Annotated in this window: 22 protein-coding genes; 10 read left to right on the top strand and 12 right to left on the bottom strand. The window is 67.3% G+C overall.

What is annotated here, in order from left to right; genetic code table 11:
• Positions 1-310: 310 nt before the first annotated feature.
• Genes QH195_RS30550 through QH195_RS30540 form a run of 3 tightly spaced genes read left to right on the top strand, consistent with a single transcriptional unit; the run spans position 311 to position 3,623 of the window.
• Positions 311-1,552, top strand: a complete 1,242-nt coding sequence (locus QH195_RS30550; RefSeq protein WP_432278863.1) for a PP2C family protein-serine/threonine phosphatase — start codon at positions 311-313, stop codon at positions 1,550-1,552.
• On the top strand, positions 1,549-3,183 hold the full coding sequence (locus QH195_RS30545; RefSeq protein WP_280437929.1) for a sensor histidine kinase: 1,635 nt from the start codon (positions 1,549-1,551) through the stop codon (positions 3,181-3,183). The genes QH195_RS30550 and QH195_RS30545 overlap by 4 nt, the downstream gene beginning before the upstream one ends.
• Positions 3,180-3,623 carry a response regulator gene (locus tag QH195_RS30540; protein ID WP_280426358.1) on the top strand — a complete coding sequence of 148 codons (444 nt, stop codon included), beginning with the start codon at positions 3,180-3,182 and terminating at the stop codon, positions 3,621-3,623. The genes QH195_RS30545 and QH195_RS30540 overlap by 4 nt, the downstream gene beginning before the upstream one ends.
• A gap of 12 nt (positions 3,624-3,635) precedes the next feature.
• On the opposite strand, the gene QH195_RS30535 is transcribed toward QH195_RS30540, so the two are convergent.
• Positions 3,636-3,971, bottom strand: coding sequence for an STAS domain-containing protein (locus QH195_RS30535; protein WP_280426357.1), 336 nt, complete (start codon positions 3,969-3,971; stop codon positions 3,636-3,638).
• A gap of 341 nt (positions 3,972-4,312) precedes the next feature.
• On the opposite strand from QH195_RS30535, the gene QH195_RS30530 reads away from it, so the two are divergent.
• The 5 genes from QH195_RS30530 to QH195_RS30510 all read left to right on the top strand — a co-directional run bounded on the left by QH195_RS30530 (position 4,313) and on the right by QH195_RS30510 (position 8,810).
• Complete coding sequence (locus tag QH195_RS30530; RefSeq protein ID WP_280437928.1) at positions 4,313-4,738, top strand: ATP-binding protein; 426 nt, start codon at positions 4,313-4,315, stop codon at positions 4,736-4,738.
• A gap of 232 nt (positions 4,739-4,970) precedes the next feature.
• Complete coding sequence (locus QH195_RS30525) at positions 4,971-5,549, top strand: putative glycolipid-binding domain-containing protein (protein ID WP_280437927.1); 579 nt, start codon at positions 4,971-4,973, stop codon at positions 5,547-5,549.
• Positions 5,550-5,650: 101 nt separating this feature from the next.
• The gene (locus QH195_RS30520; RefSeq protein ID WP_280437926.1) at positions 5,651-6,325 is read left to right on the top strand and encodes a class I SAM-dependent methyltransferase; all 675 of its coding nucleotides are present in this window, start codon (positions 5,651-5,653) and stop codon (positions 6,323-6,325) included.
• Positions 6,326-6,497: 172 nt separating this feature from the next.
• Positions 6,498-7,718 carry a cytochrome P450 family protein gene (locus QH195_RS30515; protein WP_280437925.1) on the top strand — a complete coding sequence of 407 codons (1,221 nt, stop codon included), beginning with the start codon at positions 6,498-6,500 and terminating at the stop codon, positions 7,716-7,718.
• A gap of 51 nt (positions 7,719-7,769) precedes the next feature.
• A complete protein-coding gene (locus QH195_RS30510) occupies positions 7,770-8,810 on the top strand; it encodes an AraC family transcriptional regulator (RefSeq protein ID WP_280437924.1) in 1,041 nt (346 codons plus the stop codon).
• A 47-nt stretch (positions 8,811-8,857) separates the two neighbouring features.
• Here the strand turns inward: QH195_RS30510 and QH195_RS30505 are convergent, their stop codons facing one another.
• Positions 8,858-9,604, bottom strand: coding sequence for an esterase/lipase family protein (locus QH195_RS30505; RefSeq protein WP_280437923.1), 747 nt, complete (start codon positions 9,602-9,604; stop codon positions 8,858-8,860).
• Between the two features lie 624 nt (positions 9,605-10,228).
• Here QH195_RS30505 and QH195_RS30500 point away from each other — a divergent pair.
• Entirely contained in the window at positions 10,229-11,506 is a 1,278-nt protein-coding gene (locus tag QH195_RS30500) for a lipase family protein (protein ID WP_280437922.1), read from the top strand.
• Positions 11,507-11,603: 97 nt separating this feature from the next.
• Positions 11,604-12,722: an alkane 1-monooxygenase gene (locus tag QH195_RS30495; protein WP_280437930.1), complete on the top strand. Its 1,119-nt coding sequence runs from the start codon at positions 11,604-11,606 to the stop codon at positions 12,720-12,722.
• A gap of 58 nt (positions 12,723-12,780) precedes the next feature.
• Here QH195_RS30495 and QH195_RS30490 read toward each other — a convergent pair whose 3' ends face one another.
• The 10 genes from QH195_RS30490 to QH195_RS30445 form a co-directional block, all read right to left on the bottom strand.
• Positions 12,781-13,263, bottom strand: coding sequence for a hypothetical protein (locus QH195_RS30490; protein ID WP_280437921.1), 483 nt, complete (start codon positions 13,261-13,263; stop codon positions 12,781-12,783).
• Positions 13,260-14,534 (bottom strand): DUF58 domain-containing protein, encoded by a 1,275-nt coding sequence (locus QH195_RS30485; RefSeq protein ID WP_280437920.1) that lies wholly within the window; start codon positions 14,532-14,534, stop codon positions 13,260-13,262. Before QH195_RS30485 ends, QH195_RS30490 begins: the two co-directional genes overlap by 4 nt.
• The gene (locus QH195_RS30480) at positions 14,531-15,493 is read right to left on the bottom strand and encodes an AAA family ATPase (protein WP_280426346.1); all 963 of its coding nucleotides are present in this window, start codon (positions 15,491-15,493) and stop codon (positions 14,531-14,533) included. The genes QH195_RS30485 and QH195_RS30480 overlap by 4 nt, the downstream gene beginning before the upstream one ends.
• Before the next feature lie 28 nt (positions 15,494-15,521).
• Positions 15,522-16,016 (bottom strand): hypothetical protein, encoded by a 495-nt coding sequence (locus tag QH195_RS30475; RefSeq protein ID WP_280437919.1) that lies wholly within the window; start codon positions 16,014-16,016, stop codon positions 15,522-15,524.
• Positions 16,013-17,044 (bottom strand): DUF4129 domain-containing protein, encoded by a 1,032-nt coding sequence (locus tag QH195_RS30470; protein WP_280437918.1) that lies wholly within the window; start codon positions 17,042-17,044, stop codon positions 16,013-16,015. Before QH195_RS30470 ends, QH195_RS30475 begins: the two co-directional genes overlap by 4 nt.
• Positions 17,045-17,614: 570 nt before the next feature.
• A complete protein-coding gene (locus tag QH195_RS30465) occupies positions 17,615-18,808 on the bottom strand; it encodes a lipid-transfer protein (protein ID WP_280426343.1) in 1,194 nt (397 codons plus the stop codon).
• Between the two features lie 14 nt (positions 18,809-18,822).
• Entirely contained in the window at positions 18,823-19,251 is a 429-nt protein-coding gene (locus QH195_RS30460) for a MaoC family dehydratase (RefSeq protein ID WP_280426342.1), read from the bottom strand.
• Complete coding sequence (locus QH195_RS30455) at positions 19,248-20,186, bottom strand: bifunctional MaoC family dehydratase N-terminal/OB-fold nucleic acid binding domain-containing protein (protein WP_280437917.1); 939 nt, start codon at positions 20,184-20,186, stop codon at positions 19,248-19,250. The genes QH195_RS30460 and QH195_RS30455 overlap by 4 nt, the downstream gene beginning before the upstream one ends.
• A gap of 52 nt (positions 20,187-20,238) precedes the next feature.
• On the bottom strand, positions 20,239-21,408 hold the full coding sequence (locus tag QH195_RS30450; RefSeq protein WP_280437916.1) for an acyl-CoA dehydrogenase family protein: 1,170 nt from the start codon (positions 21,406-21,408) through the stop codon (positions 20,239-20,241).
• Complete coding sequence (locus QH195_RS30445; protein ID WP_280437915.1) at positions 21,393-22,214, bottom strand: acyl-CoA dehydrogenase family protein; 822 nt, start codon at positions 22,212-22,214, stop codon at positions 21,393-21,395. The genes QH195_RS30450 and QH195_RS30445 overlap by 16 nt, the downstream gene beginning before the upstream one ends.
• Between the last annotated feature and the right edge of the window lie 165 nt (positions 22,215-22,379).

Here is a 22,379-nt window from a genome sequence, read left to right as displayed (position 1 = left end):
GGGGGTCGGGCCGCCCCCACCCCCCCTCATCACCCCGGCGCGGCCGGTGCCCCCCCCCCCCGGGCGGGGCGCCCCGCCACACATTTGCCGGTATTCGACCGTCGGTACGGGTTCCGTCCGCCTGGGCCCCGAACGATCCGTTACGATCACTGCTGCCTCTCGGTCCAGAAACCGGCCGCTGAGCGAGTGGGACGCGCGCCCGTGGCGCCGTCGTTTCCTGTGTGATCGGAGGCCTCCGTGCCGATGCCCCCTGGCAAAATCTGTTTCGTTCCGCATTCCGCGGTGCGACCGTTTCGCGAATGCGCCGGCGGTGGCCGTGCTCGCTGATCCGCCGGGCACGGAGACCGGCTGGGCGGCCGACGCGGGCTGGTTCGACCGGGAACCGTTCGTTCTGCTGGTGGAAGACGACCCCGGCGACGCGCTGCTGGTGGAGGAGCTGGTCGCGGACGCCGAACCGGGAATGCGCCTCGGCTGGGTGCGCACCCTCGCCGAAGCCGGTGACCGCCTGCGTGCGGAAGTCCCGGACTGCGTACTGCTGGATCTGCGTCTGCCCGACGCCCACGGCCTGGAAGCGCTGGCCGGGATCCGCGCGCACAACGATCAGGTCGCGGTGGTGGTGATGACCGGGCTCGACCAGGAGCGCACCGGTCTGGCCGCCCTGGCGTCCGGCGCCCAGGACTACCTGGTCAAGGGCCGGGTGGAACCGGAGCTGTTCGCACGCGCGGTTCGCTACGCCATCCAGCGCAAACAGGCGGAGCGGACCAGCGCGGCCCTGCAGGCGAGTCAGATGCGCGCGCAGGAGAACGCCCGGCTCGAACGCGGACTGCTGCCGACCCCGCTGCTGGGGGCCGACCGTGCGGTGGAGGTGGTGGCGCGCTACCGGCCGGGACGGGCGCACGCCCTGCTCGGCGGCGATTTCTACGATGTCGTACAGGACTCCGGCGGAGTGGTGCACGTCATCGTCGGAGATGTCTCCGGCCACGGACCGGACGCGGCGGCCACCGGCGTGGCGCTTCGCCTCGCTTGGCGCACACTGGTTCTCAGCGGGGTGACGGGTTCGCGGCAGCTCCGGCTGCTGGAGCGGGTGCTGCTGGCCGAACGCGCTGATCGGCTGACCTTCGCCACCGCCACAAGCCTCATGCTGGACAGGCAGTCGGGGCGGGTACTGGTGCGGCGCGCCGGGCATCCGGGCATGCTGCGGCATCGCCGCCGCGACCTGAGCTGGGTCGAGGTCGACGGCGGGCCGGCGCTCGGATTCATGCCCGGTCGTGCGCAGTGGCCGGCCGTGGAGTTCGAACTACCGGCCGACGCCGGCCTGATGTTGTTCACCGACGGCCTGTTCGAGGGCCGGGTGGGCCGCGACGGCGACCGGCTGGGCGAAGCCGGACTGCTGGCGGCCGCACGGGCGGTATCGGCCGACCGGCCCGCGGACTTCGTCGACGCACTGATCGATCGCGTCGAGGGTATGGCCGCCGAGTCGGGCGGTCTGGACGACGACGTGGCCATCATCTTCGTGCGCTGGAACGGAACTCCCGGGGGTGAGTCGAAATGAGAAAAACCGCTTCCCGAATGGTCGGCAGGTTCACCGCGCAGGTGTGGTTCCAGCTGGTTCTCGGACTGATGATCCTGGTGGTGCTGCTCGGCACGGTGGCGGGTGCGCAGGTGATCGCCGAAACCAACGAGGCAACCGACCGGCTGGTCCGGCAGACGCTGCCCGCTTCCGCGGAGGCGTACCGGTTGCAGAGCGCGCTCGTCAACCAGGAGACCGGACTGCGCGGCTACGCCATCACCGCCGACCCGCGCTTTCTCGAACCCTATGCGGAGGGGAAACAGGAGCAGGAACGTGCGTCCGGGCAGCTTCGCGGCCTGCTCGCCGACCGGCCGGATCTGACCGCCGACCTCGACACCGTCGAGCGCTGGGCACACCAGTGGCGCACGGGCTACGCCGATCCCTTGGCCGGGGCCGGTGATGCGGACGAGGCCGCCGAGCTCGCCGCCACCACAGCGGTACGGGCGAAAACCGTTTTCGACGAATTGCGCGCCTCGTTCACCGCCCAGAACGACCGCCTGGCGACCGCGGTCGCCGCCGACCGGGCAGCGATCTCGCACGCCCGCACCGTCCGCGATGTCGTCCTGGCCGGCTTGGTGATCACGTTCCTGCTGACCGCCGCCGTCTTGACCGTCCTGCTGCGCAGACTGGTGGCGCGCCCCCTCGCCGACCTCACCGACTCGTCGCTGCGGGTGGCCGACGGCGAGTTCGAGCACCACATCGAAAGCCGCGGTCCCGCGGATCTACGGCAGGTGGCCGCGGCAGTCGAGCAGATGCGCCGCCGGGTGGTCGAGGAACTGGGGTCGTCGCGGTCCCAGGGCACGCTGCTACGTCAGCAGAAGGCCGAGCTGGATCTGCAAGCCGACGAATTGCGCCGGTCGAATGCGGAGCTGGAACAGTTCGCCTATGTCGCCTCGCACGATCTACAGGAGCCGCTACGCAAGGTGGCATCGTTCTGCCAGCTGCTGGAAAAGCGCTACGGCGGCCAGCTCGACGAACGCGGTAAGCAGTACATCGATTTCGCCGTCGACGGCGCCAAGCGTATGCAAGTGCTCATCAACGATCTGCTCACCTTCTCCCGCGTCGGCCGGGTAGGCGACAGCATCGAGCCGGTGCTTCTCGGACAGGTTATGGACAAGGCGGTGACCAACCTGTCGGCCATCGTCGAGGAGACCGAGGCACTGGTCGAGCGCCCCGACGAGCTGCCGGAAATCCTCGGCGAACCCACCTTACTGACGATGCTGTGGCAGAACCTGCTCAGTAACGCGCTCAAATTCCGCCGGCCCGAGCTCGCCCCCGTCGTCCGGATCGAAGCCGCGCCCTCTCCCGAGGAAGCAGATTCCCTCCTGTTCAGCGTGAGCGACAACGGCATCGGGATCCCCCCGGAGTTCGCGGAGAAGGTTTTCGTCATCTTCCAGCGGCTGCACGCGCGCAACGAATACAGCGGTACCGGAATCGGGCTCGCCGTCTGCAAGAAAATCGTCGAATACCATGGCGGCCGGATCTGGATCGATTCCGGATACACCGAGGGCACCCGCATCTGCTTCACCCTGCGCACCGAGCCCGCGCCTCCGGCCACTCCGGACGCAGCCGATCACACCCCCACAGAAACCACCGAAGGAATCAGCGTATGACCGTGCCGGGCCGGCCGATCGATATCCTGCTCGTCGAGGACGATCCCGGCGACGAACTGATGACGCGGGAAGCATTCGAGGACAACAGGATCGGAAATACGCTGCACGTCGCCCGCGACGGCCAGGAGGCGCTGGATTTCCTCTACCGCAGTGGTGAGTACTCCGACGCGCCCAGCCCCGACCTCATCCTGCTCGACCTGAACCTGCCGAAATACGACGGCAGGCAGGTACTCGAGAAAATCAAGGCCGACCCCGACCTCGCCCATATCCCGGTCGTGGTGCTCACCACCTCCGCAGCGGAGGAGGACATCCTGCGCAGCTATAAACTGCACGCCAACGCCTACGTCACCAAGCCGGTGGATCTGGATCAGTTCGTCGCCGCGATCAAACAGATCGACGACTTCTTCGTTCAGGTCGTCCGCCTGCCGCGTACCCGGTAGTCCGGACCGCGGTCACGACGCCGAGGTGTCGACGGCCAGTGCCGTATCCAGCGAGTCGTATACCGCCAGCATCTTGTCGAGACCGGTGAGCTCGATGGGCCGGCGGACCGCATCGGAGGCCACCACGCGGAGACCGGCGGCGCCGGCGGCCTCGGTGGTCACCAGCAGCACGCTCAAACCGGCCGAACCGAGGAAACCGACTTCGGACATGTCCACCACCAGCGGGTTCCCGCCGCGCTGTGCATCTTCGAGGGCGGCCTGCAGCTGCGGCGCCGACGCCATATCGACCTCGCCGTGCACGGTGACGACCGTGGTTCCGTCCGCGATGCGCACCTGGACGTCGAGCATGCGTGATACACCTTCGCTGCTCACCGCGGACCTCCCAGTTCGCAATTCGCCACTTCTCCACCTCTGCGATATCGAGGCCCCGGCGCGCGACCGGGGCGGTAAGTGATCTTCGCGGTCAATCTACCCGATCCGACCGATCGGGAATCAGGCGTTGTCGCCGCCGGAGCTGCGGTTTGTCAGCCCGTTTCCGCTTCCGGTGTCCGCATGATCACCAGCAGCGGGCTGCATGCGGGGGAATCGAATGGGTATGGCTATCGGCAAGCGCAGTCCCACTGCGTTTGTGGCAGAACGCCGGGCACGGTACCGCCTGCGCCGTCCGCCGGCGAGAGCTACAGGAGGCGATGACGTTGACAATGGCCCGCCCCACCGGGCTGCACAGTCCGCCGAGCCGGTTTCAGCTGGATTTCCCGGCGAGGCCCACCGCGCTCGCCGAGGTGCGGCACGCGATGCAGGACTGGTTACAAGACTCCCCGCTCGACGAGTGCACGGCCTACGACGTACTCCTCGCCACCGGCGAGGCGTGTGCCAACGCGATCGAACACGGCCACCGCGGCGACGGCGGAACCATCCGTCTCCGGGCCACGCGCGATTCGGCGGGTCTGCGGATCACCGTCCGCGATCACGGTCGCTGGAAGCGTCCGGCCCCCGGACCTGATCCCATCCGCGGCCGCGGGCTCGCCATGATCCGGACGCTGATCCCGGAGGTGAAGGTCACGGCCTCGGACAACGGCACCACCGTCGAGATGTGGATGCCGATCCGCTCGTGAGGATCGGGATATCAGCTGATCGTTCCGGGTGGTGCTATCCACTGGGTCGGCCGGCCGGTCACTTCCGCCACGGTTTCGAAGTCGCGGTCGTAATGCAGAATCGCCGGATTGTTCGCTTCCGCAGTCGCCGCGATGGCCAGGTCCGCGACCCGCGCTGCGGTGCCGACCGCGCTCGGTCGGCGGCGTGGGTCTTCCTCGTTTCGAGGACCGTCCGGAGCCTTACGATGGCGGAATGTTCGCCGCCCTGCCCACAACCGCCGCATGGACGCACTGCGGTGAGCGGGCGGGTTTCGAGGTCGCCTACTTCGAACCCCTCGATCACGGATACCGGATCGAGGGGTGCACCACCGCTGTCGAGGACGGCCACACATGGTTCGTCGCCTACGACATCGCCGTGGATTCCGGCTGGCAGACCCGCACCGCGCGCGTGACCAGCCGTTCCACAACCGGCCGGCGCACCGTGCTGCTCGAGGCCGACGGCGCCGGACACTGGCTGGTGAACAAGGAACCGGCACCCGAGCTGAATGGCTGCCTCGACGTGGACCTGGAGTCCTCGGCGATGACCAACACCTTTCCCGTCCACCGCGCGGCGTTGCCGATCGGCGCACGGACGCCCGCCCCGGCGGCCTATGTGCGCGCCGGCGATCTCGCGGTCGAAAAGCTGGACCAGGAGTATTCGCGCACACCCGACCGTGGACTGTTCCGGTGCTTCGACTACTCGGCGCCCGTCTTCGATTTCTCGTGCCGCCTGGTCTACGACGCGGCGGGGCTCGTCCTGGAGTATCCGGGAATCGCCGTGCGTGCGGTCTGACCCGTGTAACCCCGCTCCATCCAGAGAATCCGCGTAGCAGCAACGCATGCTGTACGACGTGCCACTATGGGCGATAGGGGCAGATTCAGGAGGTGTCGCAGTTGCCGAAGCGATCCGAACCGGCCGCGGATGATCCGTTCGGCGGCCGGACGCCGACCAGCCATGAACGAATGACCGGCCGCCCCTGGGACGCGTCGTATCAGGACGGGCCCGCACCCTGGGATATCGGCGGGCCGCAACCCGCGGTGGAGCGCATAGTCGCCGCCGGGAGATTCACCGGCGCGGTGCTGGACGTGGGCTGCGGAACAGGCGAGAACACCCTGCTCATCGCTTCGCGAGGCCTACCGGTACTCGGCGTCGACGTTGCTGTCGGCGCGCTGGAAACCGCGCGAGCGAACGCCGCCGAGCGGGGTCTCGAGGCAGAATTCGCAATCGCGGATGCTCTCCACCTGGAGCTTTCCGGACGCCGGTTCGATACGGTGCTCGACAGCGGCCTGTTCCATACATTGGATTCCGGCGAGCGGGTCGAGTACGTACGAAGTTTGGCGACCGTCACCGAACCCGGTGCCACGCTGTATCTGCTGTGCTTCAGCGATACCGGACCCGAACCAGGCCCGCATCCCGTCGGCCGTGCCGAGTTGGCGGCCGCCTTCGCGCCCGGTACCGGCTGGCGAATCGAATCGATCGAAGCAGAACGGGTCGGGACGAGGTTCCACGACAAGGGTGCGCCGGGCCGGCTCGCCACAATCGCACGAGTTCCCTCGGACAGCGGGTAACCGGATCCGGCGAGCGGGAGACGACTTCTACTCGGCGCCCACGGATTTCGGTCTGCGCCCACTTTCTTCGGTTTCGGGGCACGGTCGCAGCAGAGAGACCGGACCGAACGCCGCGGAGTGATACTCCTGGGCGAACATCCGGTGACTGCCGGACCAGTCGAAAGGAATGTTCGTGCCGACCGCACTCCCCGCCTTCCCCGCCGTGAACGAGAATCCACTCGACACCTGCATCCGGCTGCGAGATATCGCACCCGTCGTCCAAGTGGAGTTCCCCGGCGGCGTACCCGGTTATCTCGCGTTGACCCACCAGGCGGTTCGCGAGATCCTCGCCGGTGACAACAGCACATTCGCCCGGGATCCCCGGCATTGGCCCGATCTGCACAACGGAGTCATTCCGCCGGACTGGCCGTTGCGCGCGGTGGTGCAGGGTGATCACTTGTCGACCAAAGACGGTAGCGACCATCGCCGCCTCCGTGGCTTGATCAGCAAGGCTTTCACACCGGGCCGGGTGGCCACACTCGAACCACGAATCCAAGAAATCATCGACGAACTACTCGACGGCGTGGTGGCCGCCGGCGACGGGGTGGACCTGGTGCCCACGTTCACCGAGGCCGTGCCGATGGCGGTGATCTGCGAACTGTTCGGGGTACCCGAACAGGACCGGAGCCGATTGCGCGAATGGACCGCGACCCTGCTGGCGCAGAACAGTTCGCCGGAAGCGGCTTTCGCGGCCCAGGACGGCCTGCAGAAGTATCTCTACGAGCTGGTGGCCCGGAAGGCGGTCGAGCCGGGGGATGATCTCACCACGGGCCTCGTGCAGGCGCGGGAACGCAACGACAAGCTCACCGACGAAGAACTCGTAGCGGTCCTGTGGATCATGCTCGTCGCCGGCCACGAAACCACCGTGCACATGCTGGGACACGCGATAATCGCGCTGTCACAGCATCCCGACCAACTGCGTGCGGCGAAGGCGGGCGACCTGTGGGCCGATGTCGTCGAAGAGACTGTGCGTTACCGCCATTCGGTGATGATGACCAGCTGGAGGTTCACCCTGACAGATGTGAACATCGCGGGTGTGGCCATTCCGAAAGGAAACGCGGTGGGGGTGGTCTACCAGGCGTGTGGTGTCGACCCGGCCGAATACGGTGGAACAGCCGATCAGTTCGACATCACCCGCGAACAGCGGACCGGGCATCTCGGTTTCGGACACGGACCTCGCTACTGCATCGGCGCCGGCTTGGCGCGGCTCGAAGGCCGGTTGGCGCTGGCATCGCTGTATCGGCGGCTGCCGCACCTGCAACTCGCCATCCACCCGGAGGAGATCGCTTACACCCCCTCGTTCTTCACTATCGGGCCCCTGTCCATCCCGATCTCGCTCGGCGGGCCACGGTAACAGCCGGCAGGCCGGTCGCTACCGCCGACGTCATGCGGTAGGACAGACACCGTGGAGTTCTACAGCGTCACCGCGCGCAGTTCGGCGTCGTGGACCACGATCGCCGACAGTTTGATGCCGATGGATCACGACTATCACGGATCCGACCGGTGGAGCGCGACGATGTCGGTGCAGGAAAGCGCCGGTTACCGCTTGCTGCACTGGGATCAACAAGGAGCGCGGACCTCGAGCCGGACCCGGACGCATATCCACCGGATCGCGGGCGATGATTTCTACTGGATCGTGTTCCCGGAAGAAGGGACTTACACCGTCCGGTACCGGGGCGGCACTGTCACCAGCGCCGGACCCGGCCGGGGCGCTGTCACTGTCCTCGATACGGTGTGTCATCTCCAGATCCCGCGTTCGTCTGCTTACGCGTTCCAGGTGCCGCGCACGGAAATAGACGGCCTCGCCGGCCTTTCCGGAACGCGCACAGCGGAGCTCGATATGTCGTCCGGCCTGGGCCGGATCACCCGGACACTCATCCGACGTACGCATTCCGAACAGGGTGCGCTGACGGAACGCGAGTTCGACGCGGTGTGTCAGCGCATCGGCGAACTGTTGTGCATGCTCTCGATCGGTGAGGTGAGCCCGCAACAGAGCCAGTGCGGGGAGGTTACCGAGCAGGTCCGCCGATATATACGTACGCATATCGGCCACCGCGACATCCGATTGCCCGCGGTCGCCGCCGCACTGGGCTGGTCGCCGCGGCAGGTACGTACCATTCTGTACCGCAGTGGAACCACTTTCCGTGATCTGCGGCAGGCCGAGGCCATGCGCGCAGCGTGTGCGTTCCTCGAGAATCCCGCCTACTCCGCTGTACCGATCGGCGATCTGGCCGCTCGGTGCGGGTTCAACCCATCGTGGTTCTCCACCGCTTTCAAGGAGGCCATGGGCGAGACCCCGCGGGAGTTCCGGCAGCGCCGACGCAGTGAACTCGCCACGGCCGCTGCCGGAGATGAATTCGACAATGGACGGTCGTCGAGTTGCGAAACGCCGAACTCGGTGCCGGGCCGGGCCGGGCCGATCGCACCGTTCCCGCCGAACGGCTAGTAGCCCGGTACCGGAATCCGGTTCCGATCTCCGCCGATCGGTGTCTACTACGGGCAGGTGGTGGCGAGCGGCCCCCCGCGCAATGCCGAAACGATCAGCTCCTGGAAGGCGCCGTCGCGTGGTTCGTTGCGGTGGATCACGTGCCGGCCCGGACAGAAGTCCTGGACACTCGCGTTCATCGCGCCCGGCAGCGGCTCACGTTCCGGGCCTTCGTTCTCGGAGAACAGGTGGTAGGCAACCAGGCCCGGCGGGACCGCCGGTGGCTGGTTGAGCGCGCGCAGAAACGGGGACCCCGGCGCGATATCCCGGCATCCAGGCCAGAACAGCGAGCAGAGGAGGCCGAGCGACTGTCCCGAATTCGGAGTGCCGAAATCGACGTAGGTGCCCACCGATTCGCCGCCGCGCAGGAATTTGACGTAGTGCCGGGCGGCGAGCCCGCCCATCGAGTGCGCGGCCAGGTCGACCCGCGCCGCACCGGTCTCCCGCCGGATCTCGTCCACCGCCTGTGCCACCGCGCCCGCCGATTCGGCGATGGGCACCGACCCCGTCGGCGCTCCCGAGAGGGACGGCACAGCCGGAAGAACCATCGAATAGGCCGGATACCCCCATCCGTCCAGTGTCTCGCGCAGCTTCTCCAAGATCCCTTGGTCGGCATCGAATCCGCCGATGACCAGCACGGGATTCGATGCCGCGGGGCCGGGTTGCGCGAACGCGGCCGGAGCGGCGGCGGAACCGAGGCCCAGGCATACGAATACCAGGCCGATTCGAACGAGCAGCGCGAGAAAGGTTTTCATCGACCTGCTTTCCTGGGCCGGATGTCGACGATCTGCGGAAAACCGGGACTGTGAAGCCAACGACCATGGATGCTAATGCGGCGTAGAAGAAGTCGTGGGAGGCGCGGCGGTTCCCGATGATGCTCGGCCATCCGGCGCACCGCCGCCCGGAAATCATCGTCCTGCACCATCCCACGGTTTCCATCCAGGCCTGCACCTGTTCGGCAGTGGGGTTGTCGGGGAGGTCCGGCATGCTCGTGCGCAACAACCCCACCACTACGGGGTCGGCTTCGACCGCCCCCAAGGTTGTGTCGACGAAATCGTGGATGAAGCGGTGCCGCATACGAGTACTTTCCGGTCTCCCCTTGCTGGAGAGCCGACTACCTCCGGCACGGGCGGGTGTCGGCCGAATCGACCGAACTGGGGCCGAATAGTTACCCGGCTGGAGCCGGTCTCGGATTCCTCGGCGACACGACGTGCATATCGGCCCGGTTCCGCGCTCGACCAGCGATACTCGCAAGTCGATCTAAATCTATTGAGTCGAAGCGCCACGTTTTCTGCTCGGAGCCCTCGATGTTGCGCTCGCGTCCACGGCGCCTTCGGTTCAATAGCTGCCGGGATGAGCCGTATGCAGGAGGGATCGCTATGAAGAGCGGAAAGCGCGCATGGGTCGCAGTGCTGTCGGGAACCCTCATGGTCGCGGGGGGCGCGGCGGTCGCACCATCCGCATGGACGCAACCGGCGCTGTCGCATTCGCAGGTGGCGGGGGGCGAAATCCTCCGTACCGAGGTGTCGCAACCAGCGTTTCCGATGCCCGGACTACCCGGGACGGTGCCGGTGCGGTCGACGCGCCTCACCTACGCCAGTAGCGATACCCACGATGCGCCGACCACGGTGGTGGGGACGTATCTGGAGCCGACAGCACCGTGGCGCGGACCGGGCGAACGCCCGTTGGTGGCGTACGCGGGCGGTACCCAGGGGCAAGGCCCGGAATGCGCGCCGTCGGCGATGGTGTCGCAGGTGGTCCGGTACCAGCCACCGGCCGATATGGTCTTCGAATACGACGTCATGGCCATCCAATACCTGCTGGCCCAGGGTATGGCGGTGGTGATGACCGACTATCACGACCTCGCCGCGCCGGGTATCCACAACTTCCTCAATCGCAAGACCCAGGGCTACGCGGTCCTGGATTCCGCCCGTGCCGCATTGCGCTTGCCCGGTACCGGCTTCCACCCCGGCTCGCCGGTCCTTCTCTACGGATACTCCCAGGGCGGAATGGCCGCCGCGGCCGCGGCCGAACTGCAACCGGCCTATGCCCCCGATCTGAACGTCCGCGGCGCCTACGTGGGCGGGCCACCGGTCGGCCCCGCGGAATATATCGCGCGCAGCGACGGCCTCCCCGGTGTCGCGCCCGCCATCGCGTGGATCCTCAACGGTATCGCCGCCGACTACCCCGACACCCGGCCGGTGCTCGATACCGTCCTCAACGACACCGGTAAGTCGATCCTGAACGAATCGATCGGCAAATGCGGCGGCGGCCTCTCCAACACCCTCACCCAACCGCAGCACACGTCCCGATGGACCACCAGTGGACAGCCGATCACGGCCGTGATCGAAAACTCCCCGGAGTTGAAAAAGGCCTTCGACGAGCAGCGTCTCGGCGGCTCGGCCCCTTCGGTGCCGACGCGTGTCTACGCGGCGCGCAACGATGAGATGTTCCCGGCCGTTCGCGGTATCGCCGCGAGTTGGTGCGGTGGCGGTACGCCGGTCGAACTGCAGGCAGACGGTGCCGTGCCCCCCATTTCCGGATTCCTGAGCACCCACGATGTGGCGTTCTTCCCGTCGACGACGACCTCGCTGCCGTGGGTGACCGATCGCCTCGCGGGCGTACCCGCTCCGGCGAACTGCGCGGCTCTGCCTTGATGCGGTGAAGACCAAACCGGTTCCGGTACTCGGGCGCCCCGGTCAGGCTGCGGGACTGTCACCGTCCCGCGGCACCGGCTGGTCGCGGGCGCGGGATATGGCGATCCTCAGACGGGCGAACGCACGCGACCCCAAACGCTATCTGTGGATTCTGAGCACCGTGGCGCCCGGTTGCGCGCTACTACCGTCGCAGCTGGTCGACTTCACGGGGCTGGCGTTGTTCTGGTGGATCGGCCCGATCGTGGTGTTCGTGGTGATTCCGATCCTGGACGTCACGGTGGGCTGCGACGGAAGCAGCCCGCGAGACGAAGACTACGAGGCATTGTCCAACGACCGCTATTACCGCTGGTGCACGTTTCTCTTCCTGCCGATCCAGTTCGTCGGCCTGGCCATCGCGGGATATATGTGGGCCGGCGCTGAACTGCAGCTCGTCGACAAACTGGGTCTGACCGTAACGATGGGACTCGTTTCCGGCATCGGGATCAACGCGGCCCACGAACTCGGCCACCGGGCCGAACATCTCGAACGCCGGCTGGCGCAGATCGCACTGGCACAGTCCGGGTACGGTCATTTCTTCGTCGAGCACAATCGCGGCCACCATGTTCGTGTCGCCACGCCCGAGGACCCGGCCAGCGCGCGCTTCGGCGAGTCGTTGTGGGCGTTCATACCGCGCAGTGTGGGCGGTGGTTTCCGTTCGGCGCTCACCTTGGAGCGCGAACGCCTGTCCCGTCAGGGAAAGAAGTGGTTCAGCTGTGACAACCGGCTACTGCAGGCTTGGTCGATGAGCGTCGTGTTGTTCGGTGCGATGATTCTCGTTTTCGGGCCCGGCATCACCCCCTTCCTGGCGTTGCAGGCCGTGATCGGCGTCGGGTTGCTCGAGACAGTGAACTACCTGGAGCACTATGGACTGCTCCGGGCCCGCCGCACCGACGGCCGATACGAGCGGTGCTCGCCGCGCCACAGCTGGAACAGCGACCGCTTGGTCACCAATGTCTTTCTGCTGCACCTGCAACGCCACAGCGACCACCACGCCAACCCAGGCCGTCGCTACCAGACGCTACGCAGCTCGGACGAGGCCCCGCAGTTGCCCTTCGGTTACGCCACCATGGTCCTGCTCGCCGCCGTTCCACCGTTGTGGCGCGCGGTGATGGATCACCGGGTCCTCGCTCACTACGGCGGCGACATCACCCTCGTCAACCGGAAACCGCACAGCTGATCTCGCCGAAGCCGGCAGAAACGAGGTCGACGGCGCACAGCCGCCGAGGTCGGGCCGCTCAGCTCGATTCCGGCCGGCCGGCGCCGGGCGCCGTCCCGGAAACCGGTTTCGCCGGACGGCGACGGGTCGCGGTGATGCTGTAGGTGAGGATCGAGGACAGCAGGATCACCAGGACCGGCGCGACCACGGGTGACCAGGCCAGTTCGATTGGCAACACCGCCGCGCAGGCAGCGGCGCCGGTCCACACGACGGCGCCGATCACCGAGGGCAGCGTTGTCGGGACGACCCCGCGCGGGGCCGTGACGGTGGCGATGTTCAGCAGATAGGTCGTGGCGACCAGACCCGCGGCGGCGGCCGCGACAAGCCCGGCGTCGGACAGTCCCAGAACCCCGATCACCAGTAGCACCGCGCCGACGGCGGCGAGGCGCCACCACCAGCCGACGATCACCAGGACGATCGCGGCCGGGGCCGCCCACGGCTGGATCAACGCGACCAGCAGCACCAGCAGGGTCCCGGAGAGATGGGCGAGGAATTTGGTCATCGGCGTACCCGCATCATCCGGCGGTGCCGAGGTAGCAGGCGCATGGTCTGGTCGAGACGGGTGTCGGCGGCCCAGCCGACGATATCGACGCCGACCGTGCTCATATCGCGGTACATCGACATCCGCTCGAGCTGCCACATCTTCTCCATGGTGGGGTCGAGGTCGTCGGCGAACGGACTGCCGCGCAGCACATCCACCGCCACCACCACGTGACCGCGTTTGCGTAGATCGATGAGGGCGAGCGCGAACTGGGTGTCCAGCAGGGTGGAGAACGCGACGACGACCGCGCCGAGCGGGACCGCGGCCCACGGCGCGAGGGTGCCGGTGGTGGGGATGTGCTCGTCGCCGACATCGAGAACGGTGTCGACGATCCGGTAGAACTGGCGGCGTCCGATATCGGGGCGCAACCACCGGGGTGATCTGCCGAGGCAGACCACGGCGGTGCGGTCACCGGCCTGCAGCGTGGATTGCACCACCTGCGCGGCACCGCGCACCGATAGTTCGAGGGCGTCGCTGGCCGGGCCCGGGGCCTGCTGGGAGGTGTCCACCAGGACGACGACGTCGGCGGAGCGGTTGGTCAGGCGTTCGGTCACGTACAACCGGCCGCGGCGGGCACTCACCGGCCAGTTCACGATGCGGAGCTGATCACCGGGGGCGTAGGCACGGATATCGGCGTACTCCACGCCGGGGCCGTGCCGGCGGGTCAGGTGCACACCGAGACGTTCGGGAAGTTCGGTACGCGGCAGTGGAATTCGCTGTGGGTCGGTGACCGGGTAGACGAAGATTTCCCCGGCGGGCAGGGTCGCGGTGGCCAGCGCCATCCCGGCCGGGCTCAATGCCTTCACCCGCACCGAGATCGGGTAGCGACCCCACCGCTGCGCCGAAACCGTCAACCGCAACCCGGCAGGCGCCGTCCCGGAATCCGACGACTCGTCGACGGTGACCGCCATTCCCTCGGTGACCACCGGCCTACAGCGCAACAAGGCATGGCCGCGGTCGACGAACGCGGCGATGGTGACCGTCACCTGCTCGCCCTCGAAACACCGCTGAGTGCCGCCGCCGTCCACCTGGATCCGGGTGCGCGATACCTGCCACGGCGCGCTGGCCAGCACCCCGAGCATCGGCGCGGCGAAAACCACCAGCTGCCAACTGGCCGATATCACCGCGCCGAACAGTGCAACCGCCGAGGCGATAGCGAGCAGATAGGTCAGCGGAGCGGGGCGCCAGCGCAGCCTCGCCTCCACGGTGGCGGTGGCGTCGCGGTGTCTCATTGCGTGGCGGCGCGCGGAACCGGGAGCCGGCGCAGCAGTTCGCCGATCACATCCTCGCCGCGGATCCGGCGCACCCACATTTCCGGTCGCAGGGTGATGCGGTGCGCCATGGCGGGTACGGCGAGGGCTTTCACATCTTCGGGGATGACGTAATCGCGACCGTTCAGCAGCGCCCGGGCGCGGGCCATCTGCACCAGATCCAGTTCCGACCGCGGGCTGGCACCGACCTCCACCTGCGCATGTCCGCGAGTCGCCGACGCCAGCGCCACCACGTAACCCACCACATCCGGGTGCACGGAGACGAATTCGACCGCGTGCCGCATCTCCAGCAGGCCTTTGGCGTCCACCACCTGATGCACCCGCGGCTGCACCGCACCGCGTTCGAGCCGCCGCCGGATCATCTCGGTCTCGTCGAGTTCGGAGAGATAGCCGAGACGTAATTGGATGGCGAAACGGTCCAACTGCGCTTCGGGCAACGGGTAGGTGCCCTCGTACTCGATGGGGTTGTCGGTCGCCAGCACCACGAACGGCTGCGGCAGCGGGAAGGTTTCGCCGTCGATGCTCACCTGGCCCTCGGCCATCGCCTCCAGCAGGGCGGCCTGAGTTTTCGGCGGGGTGCGGTTCACCTCGTCGGCGAGCAGCATATGGGTGAACACCGGACCCCGGCGGAAGGTGAAACGGCCGGTGGACATGTCGTAGATGGTGGAGCCGAGCAGATCGGCGGGCAGCAGGTCGGGGGTGAACTGCACCCGGGTGAAATCCAGGCCGAGAGCCGCCGCGAACGAGCGGGCGATCAATGTTTTGCCCAGACCGGGCAGATCCTCGATGAGCACATGCCCGCCGGACAGGATCGCGATCATGATGAGCTGTAGCTCGTCGCGTTTTCCGACCACGACCCGGGAGACCTCCCGGAGCACGGCTTCGGTGCGTTGGACAGTCGCGTCCAAGGGCATCGTCATGTCTTTACTCGCAATGCGTCGACCCATCTCACATTCTTTGGAGGCGGCTCAGGATCTCGTCCAGAGCCGCACGACCCGGCGCGGGCGTGTTCTGGTCACGCAACGCCGAATCCGCCGGATCCACCCAGCGCCACAGTTCGGCGCCGAACAGATGGATACCGGCACTTTCTAGGGCCCGCCGGTTCTTGCTGACCCGCAATCCGGCGGACAATTGGAACTCCTTGGCCAGTAGCGGCCGCAGATGCCGATCCCAGTCGGCGCGGTTTCCGTCGGCGCGGTCGACGAGCATTTCGGCGCGGGCATGCCAGTGGCGCAGCATTTCGGCGGGCCCGTTCTCCATCTCGTCGACGAGTTCCTTCTCTTTCTTCTCCGGGCGCAGCAGCACCCAGACGAAGCAGCACAGCGCGATCGCCACCGGCACCCCGGCGGCGATCAACATGAATTCCCGGGCGCGCAGATAGGCCGCGACTTCGAAAACGGCGACGGCGAGGATCGCGGTCACCACTATCCAGGGCCGGGTCATCGGGTCACCGTCCCGCTGGGGGCACCGGGCAAGTGAGGCATTCGGTCGGGCAATTCCGAATCCGGTGCATCGGGTATCGGCGTGCCCTGAAGATCGGAGAGCACCACGCGCAACAGCTGTTCGGCACGCATCCGCTGCCATTCCAGCATGGCGTGCGGGCTGAACCGGGCTTCCTCGAACAGCGCGACCAGCTCGCGGGCGGAGGCGTCGTGCAGGGCACCGTGTTCGAAGGCGCGGGCCAGCACCTCCATCGGGGTGTCGGAGGCCAGCGGCGCGGCGGCGCGGGCGTAGACGAGTCCGCGTTCCATCGCCAGGTAGCAGGCGATGATCGCGGTGCGCGGGTCCTGGCCGGGGGCGTTCATCGCGGCCAGACCCATCTCGGCGGCCTTGACCAGGGACAGGGTTTCCTCGCGCAGTTGCTCGTCGGTGACGCCCGCGGACTCCTCGGATTCGGTTTCGCGCTCCCGGCGCTGGGTGTTCACGGTGACAACGACCAGACCGGTTACCGCCACCGCCACCAAGGTCGCGGCGGCGGCGGTGGCCAGGATCAGGCCGGTGCCGGTGAGGACCGGCTCGTCCTCTTCCATACCGGGCGGCACAGCCGGCCGGGCAGGCTGTTCGGAACGCTGATCCGGTGCCGCCGGTACCGGCTCGCCGGGGCGCTGGAATCCGATGAGATAGACCGCGAAAACGATCGACGCCAGCACTCCGGCGACGGCCAGTACGAACAGCACGATCAACCCGAAGCGACCCAGCCGCCAGGTCTGTTCGGCTTCGTCGGCGTCCAGGTCGGACATGGCCAACGGCAGCCGGTGCTGGCTGGCGATGACCCCGGCCAGCAACACCACGATCGAGACGGTGAGCAGGACGGGCATGAGGACGACGGACAGCACCGCGGGCGCGTCGCCGCCGTTTTCCGCCGGGTTTTCCGGCATCCCCGGAATATGTCCGCGCAGCGCGACGACAGCGCAGAACAGCAGCGCGAACACCGCCACAATGCGCGCGATCAGCGCCCGCGACCCGGCCAAAACTTCGACTCCACCATGTGTACTGCCAAGAACTGCCACATATTTACATGCCGGACGGCCGGTCCGGGAGCGATTCGAGAATATGAAATGACGAGTTTTCCATCTTTACCAGCCCCTTGCCGGCAAACCTACTGCCCATTGAGCAATCGACAGTTATATCTTGTTCCCGACTGTGAAAACTCACAAGCGTGCGAGCGCACCGGGAACAGGCCCGCGAAACGGAAGCCGTGAGTCCCCAACTCGGGCGATGCGCGTCGGTCGCTCGTGTACTCGGGGCGGCGTCATGCGTCCATCAGGATTGACGAAACACGACTCGGCGCGTGCCGCGGCACGTGCACCGGCCACCGGCCACCGGCCACCGGCCGAGGGAATATCCGGTCCGGCCGGCGCTGCGGAGGCTCCGCACCGCGACCGATCGGCAACTTCGCTGTACCGAAGGCCCGAAAGCTCTGCAGATGAGGTGGCTGGGAGGCGCAGGCCGAGCCGCGATACCGGCCCGGCTCGCAACTGCACCGACCACCGCGCGACCTCGGGCGACGCTCATATCCGATCCGGCCGCCCGGTACCGGCTCAGGCGGCGGGGTCGGCGCTGAGCACCAATCCCGAGGTAGGCACCCCGGTACCGGCGGTGACCAGTACGTTCTCCACTTCTTCGACCTGGTTCACCGAGGTTCCGCGCAATTGCCGGACCCCTTCGGCGATACCGTTCATCCCGTGGATATACGCCTCGCCCAATTGTCCGCCGTGGGTGTTGATCGGAAGTTTTCCACCGATTTCGATTGCGCCGTCGGCAATGAAATCCTTCGCCTCACCGCGCCCGCAGAAACCCAGTTCCTCCAGCTGCATGAGCACAAAAGGAGTGAAGTGGTCGTACAAAATGGCGGCCTGCATATCGCCGGGGCGTAAACCGCTCTGTTCCCACAACTGATCGCCGACGAGCCCCATTTCCGGAAGCCCGGTGAGCGCATCCCGGTAGTAGCTGGTCATCACGTACTGGTCGGCGCCACTGCCCTGTGCGGCGGCGGTGATCACGGCGGCCGGGTTGGGCAGATCGCGGGCCCGTTCCACACTGGTCACCACGATCGCGACCCCACCGTCGGATTCCTGGCAGCAGTCCAGCAGGTGCAGCGGTTCGGCGATCCAGCGCGACTTCTGGTGGTCTTCGAGAGTGATCGGCTTGTTGTAGAAGAAGGCGTTCGGGTTCACCGCGGCGTGCTTGCGGTCCGCGACGGCGATCCGCCCGAAGTCGGCGCTGGTCGCACCGTAGACGTGCATGTAGCGGCGCGCCACCATGGCGACCTGCGCAGCGGGCGTGCCCAGGCCGTGCGGGTACGACCAACCGGCGTCGATCCCGGAGGAGGTCGGCGCCGCGGCCAGAGAGGTGGAGAACTGCCCGAACCGCGATACCGACCGCTCGTTGAACGCCCGGTAGGCCACCACCACATCCGCCACCCCGGTGGCGACCGCCATCGCGGCCTGCTGCACGGTGGCGCAGGCCGCGCCCCCGCCGTAGCCGATATGGCTGAAGAACTTCAGTTGCGGAATACCGACCGCCCGCGCCACCGCGACCTGCAGGTTCGTATCCATCGTGAAGGTGGTCAGGCCGTCGACGTCGGCGGGAGTGAGCCCGGCGTCGGCGAGCGCGGCGGTTACCGCCTCCGCGGCCAGCCGCAGTTCGCTGCGGCCGGATTCCTTGGAGAAATCGGTGGCGCCGATACCCGCGATGGCCGCCCGTCCGGACAGTGGATGATCTGAGTTGGTCATACGAACCTCGTTCCTCACGCCGGACCCGCGCCGCACCGCGCGATATCGATGACGACCTTCGCGACGATGTGATCGCCGAGGCTGTCCTTGCCGATCACCTCGAGGTTCACCTCGGATCCCTCGATCGCCGTCACCTTGCCGGTGAGGGTGAGGGTGTCGTAGGCGTAGAGCGGTACCCCGAGTCGCAGCGAGATGGATTTCACCACCGTGCTCGGCCCCGCCCAGTCGGTGACGAACCGCTGCACCAGGCCGGTATCGGTGAGGATATTGACGAAAATATCCTTCGAACCGCGCTCGATCGCCTTGTCCCGGTCGTGGTGCACATCCTGGAAATCCCGCGTGGCCAGGGCGGTGCTGATCACGAAGGTCGGGTCGGCGTGGATCGAGAGTTCGGGCAGTTCGGTGCCCACCGCCACCGCTGCGGGATCGAATGTTGTCGTCACGGGATCACCTTCCAGAACGGCAGCACCGTATCGTCGTCCAGTTTTTCGAAATCGGCGACGACGCCCAGCCCGACCTCGACCTTCTCGGGTTCGATACCGCGCAGTTCGCCCAGCATCCGCACACCTTCCTCGAGCTCCACCAGCGCCACCACGAACGGCAGGTCCCGGCCGGGGACCTTGGGCGCGTGGTGCACGACGAAGCTGAACACGGTGCCCTTACCGGAGGCGACGACATAGTCGACCGGTTCGGTCTTGTCCTGCCAGATCGCGGGAACGGGCGGGTGGCGCAGGGTGCCGTCGGGCAATTTCTGGATGCGCAGCTCCCCCGCTTTCGTGCCTTCCCAGAAGAATTCGGTGTCGTGGGAGACCAGCGGGCGGACACGGTCGGCGAGCGACGGCTTCGGCGGCGCACCCGTCCCGGGCGCGAACTTCAGGATGCGGAACAGCATTTCGGTGACGAGTTCGTCGCCGACGTACCAGCTGGTGCGGTAGGTGAGGAAGAACCCCTCCCCCAGCCCGGTCTTCTTCGGGCCCACAATGCTGTCCAGTGCGCTGGTGATGCTCACCTCTTCACCGGGCCGCAGGTAGCGGTGGTAGATCTGCTCGCAGTTGGTGCCGACCACCGAGGTGTAGCCCGCGGAATCGAGCAGGGCGTTGGTGGCCTCCATCGGATCGTCGGCCGGACGGCGGCCGCCCAGCCCCAGCATCGTCCACACCTGCGCCATGGCCGGTGGGGCGACGATCCCGTCGAACCCGGCAGCTTTGGCGGCGACCTCGTCGACGTACACCGGGTTGGTATCGCCCAGCGCCTCCACCCAATTGTTGATCATCGGCTGGTTCACCGGGTCGCGGCCGAGCCGGGGCGCACTGGCACCGGCCGCCCTGGTCTTCTCCGCGGCCGCGGTGATCTCTTCCGGTGTACTGATATCCGGCAAGGAACTGCTCCTTAGGGATAGAGGGTGGGGCGCGGGATCCGGCCGAACCCGGTCAACGTGGGACCCGGGGCAGTTTCAGGCCCGCGGAGGCGACGAGTTCGCGCATCACCTCGTTGACGCCGCCGCCGAAGGTCACCACCAGGTTCTGTTTGGTGCGCCGGTCCAGCCAGCCCAGCAGTTCCGCGGTGGCCGGGTCGGCCGGGTCGCCGAAGCGGCCCACGACCTCTTCGGCCAGCCGGCCGGCTTCCTGCAGCGATTCGGTGGAGAAGATCTTGGTCGCCGAAGCATCGGCGATGACCTGTGACTGATCCGTGCCCGGATCCTCCGCGGTGGCCGCCACCTGCCAGTTCAGCAGTTCGTTGAGCCGGGTCATGGCGTGGATGCGGCCCAGCGCGCGCTGCGCCTCGGGTTCGTCGAGGATCGCCCGCGGCCGGGCCCAATCGCGGACCTTGTCGTAGAGCTGTTCGATCTTGCCGGACGGTCCCAGGCTCACCCGCTCGTGGTTGAGCTGGGTGGTGATCAGCCGCCAGCCCTTGTTCTCCTCGCCCACCAGCATGCTCGCCGGGACCCGGACATCGTCGAAGTAGGTGGCGTTGGTGTGGTGTGCGCCGTCGGCGGTGATGATCGGGGTCCAGGAATAGCCCGGATCACTGGTATCGGCGATCAGGATGGTGATCCCGCGGTGCCGCGATTCCACCGAACCGGTGCGGCAGGCCAGCCAGATGTAATCGGCCTCGTGCGCGCCGGTGGTGAAAATCTTCTGCCCGTTGACGACCCAGTCGCCGGAATCGTCCTTGACCGCGCTCGTCCGCAGCGCGGCGAGATCGGTGCCGGCTTCCGGTTCGGAGTAGCCGATGGCGAAATGGATATCGCCGGAAAGGATCCCGGGCAGGAACTTCTCTTTCTGTTCCTGTGTGCCGAACTGTTGCAGCGTCGGTCCGACGGTCAGCAGGGTGACCAGCGGCAGCGGGACATCGGCGCGGGAGGCCTCGTTGTAGAAGATCTGCTGCTCGACCGGGCCGAAACCCTGGCCGCCGTATTCCTTCGGCCAGCCGACGCCGAGCCAGCCGTCGCGGCCCATCCGGCGGACCACGGCACGGTAGGCGTCGCCGTGCCGGTTGACCGACATCTCGGCGGCCTCTTCCGAGGTGACGAGATCGGCGAAATAGGCGCGCAGATCGTCACGGAGTTTGCGTTGTTCGCTGGTCAGATCGATGAACACCCTGCCCCCAATCGTTCGAGCCGCAGTGCGGCGCCGCCCAGCCAGCGGGCGAGGTCCTTGGACTGTGAGTAATAGCGGTGCATGGAGTGGGTGATATCCACTCCGATACCGCCGTGCAGGTGATGACATTTCTGCATGGCGCGCGGCAATTCCGCGGCCACGGTGTAGGCCAGCACGTTCAGATCGTCGTCGATCCGCTGCTGCTGTTCGGGGGTCGGATCGTCCTGCTCCAGTGCCCAGTTCGCGGAAACTGCCGCGACGTGCAGGGTACGCGACACCACGTACAGGTCCGCGATCTGCTGGGCAACCGCCTGGAACTCCGCCAGCGGCCGGTTGAACTGGTGCCGGGTGCCCACGTGCGCGGCAGTGAGTTTCACCGCGCCGGAGAGCAGGCCGTCGGCGACGGCGCCGATGGTGGCGAGCACCACCCGATGCAGCCGCGGGCCCGCGTCGGGCAGCAACCGGTCGGCCGGAATCTCCACCCCGTCCAGTTCCACCGAGAACTCGGGGAGCCCGCCGGAGACCGAGGACGGCGCGAACGACAGGCCCGCCGCCGCCGCATCGACGACGGCGACCCCGGAGTCCGTGGTGACCAGCAGCCAGCGGGCCTGATCCGCGCACGGCACCGCGACCTTGTATCCGGTGATGCGCACGGTATCGCCGGAAACTTCCGCCTTGGTGGTGGGCTCGGTGGTCAACGGCGCACCGGGCTCGCTGATGGCAGCGGTGAGCACCGCGCCATCAGCCACCGCCGGAAAGATTTCCGCCGCCACATTCTCGGGTACCTCGCCCAACAGGGGCAGCACACCGAAACCCAGGGTGGGCAGGGCGGGGGCGGGGCCCCCCGCGCGGGGGCCGGGGGGGGAGCGCCCCCCCAAACCCCCGCAAAACAAAAAAAAACCCCCCCACCCCACCCCGGACGCCGACACACCACCACCCGCGGCCCCCCCCAAAAAGCCCCCCCCCCCGGG

Origin of the sequence: Nocardia carnea (assembly GCF_029868855.1) — a bacterium.
Lineage (GTDB): Bacteria > Actinomycetota > Actinomycetes > Mycobacteriales > Mycobacteriaceae > Nocardia > Nocardia carnea_A.
This window is presented reverse-complemented; position numbering and strand designations above follow the sequence as displayed.

What these genes read in the sequence shown, in the direction of transcription:
- QH195_RS30545 (WP_280437929.1), top strand. Translation starts at nt 1,549, where the DNA reads ATGAGAAAAACCGCTTCCCGAATGGTCGGCAGGTTCACCGCGCAGGTG.
- QH195_RS30540 (WP_280426358.1), top strand. Translation starts at nt 3,180, where the DNA reads ATGACCGTGCCGGGCCGGCCGATCGATATCCTGCTCGTCGAGGACGAT.
- QH195_RS30535 (WP_280426357.1), bottom strand. Translation starts at nt 3,971, where the DNA reads ATGCTCGACGTCCAGGTGCGCATCGCGGACGGAACCACGGTCGTCACC.
- QH195_RS30530 (WP_280437928.1), top strand. Translation starts at nt 4,313, where the DNA reads ATGACGTTGACAATGGCCCGCCCCACCGGGCTGCACAGTCCGCCGAGC.
- QH195_RS30525 (WP_280437927.1), top strand. Translation starts at nt 4,971, where the DNA reads ATGTTCGCCGCCCTGCCCACAACCGCCGCATGGACGCACTGCGGTGAG.
- QH195_RS30505 (WP_280437923.1), bottom strand. Translation starts at nt 9,604, where the DNA reads ATGAAAACCTTTCTCGCGCTGCTCGTTCGAATCGGCCTGGTATTCGTA.
- QH195_RS30500 (WP_280437922.1), top strand. Translation starts at nt 10,229, where the DNA reads ATGAAGAGCGGAAAGCGCGCATGGGTCGCAGTGCTGTCGGGAACCCTC.
- QH195_RS30495 (WP_280437930.1), top strand. Translation starts at nt 11,604, where the DNA reads ATGGCGATCCTCAGACGGGCGAACGCACGCGACCCCAAACGCTATCTG.
- QH195_RS30490 (WP_280437921.1), bottom strand. Translation starts at nt 13,263, where the DNA reads ATGACCAAATTCCTCGCCCATCTCTCCGGGACCCTGCTGGTGCTGCTG.
- QH195_RS30485 (WP_280437920.1), bottom strand. Translation starts at nt 14,534, where the DNA reads ATGAGACACCGCGACGCCACCGCCACCGTGGAGGCGAGGCTGCGCTGG.
- QH195_RS30480 (WP_280426346.1), bottom strand. Translation starts at nt 15,493, where the DNA reads ATGACGATGCCCTTGGACGCGACTGTCCAACGCACCGAAGCCGTGCTC.
- QH195_RS30475 (WP_280437919.1), bottom strand. Translation starts at nt 16,016, where the DNA reads ATGACCCGGCCCTGGATAGTGGTGACCGCGATCCTCGCCGTCGCCGTT.
- QH195_RS30465 (WP_280426343.1), bottom strand. Translation starts at nt 18,808, where the DNA reads ATGACCAACTCAGATCATCCACTGTCCGGACGGGCGGCCATCGCGGGT.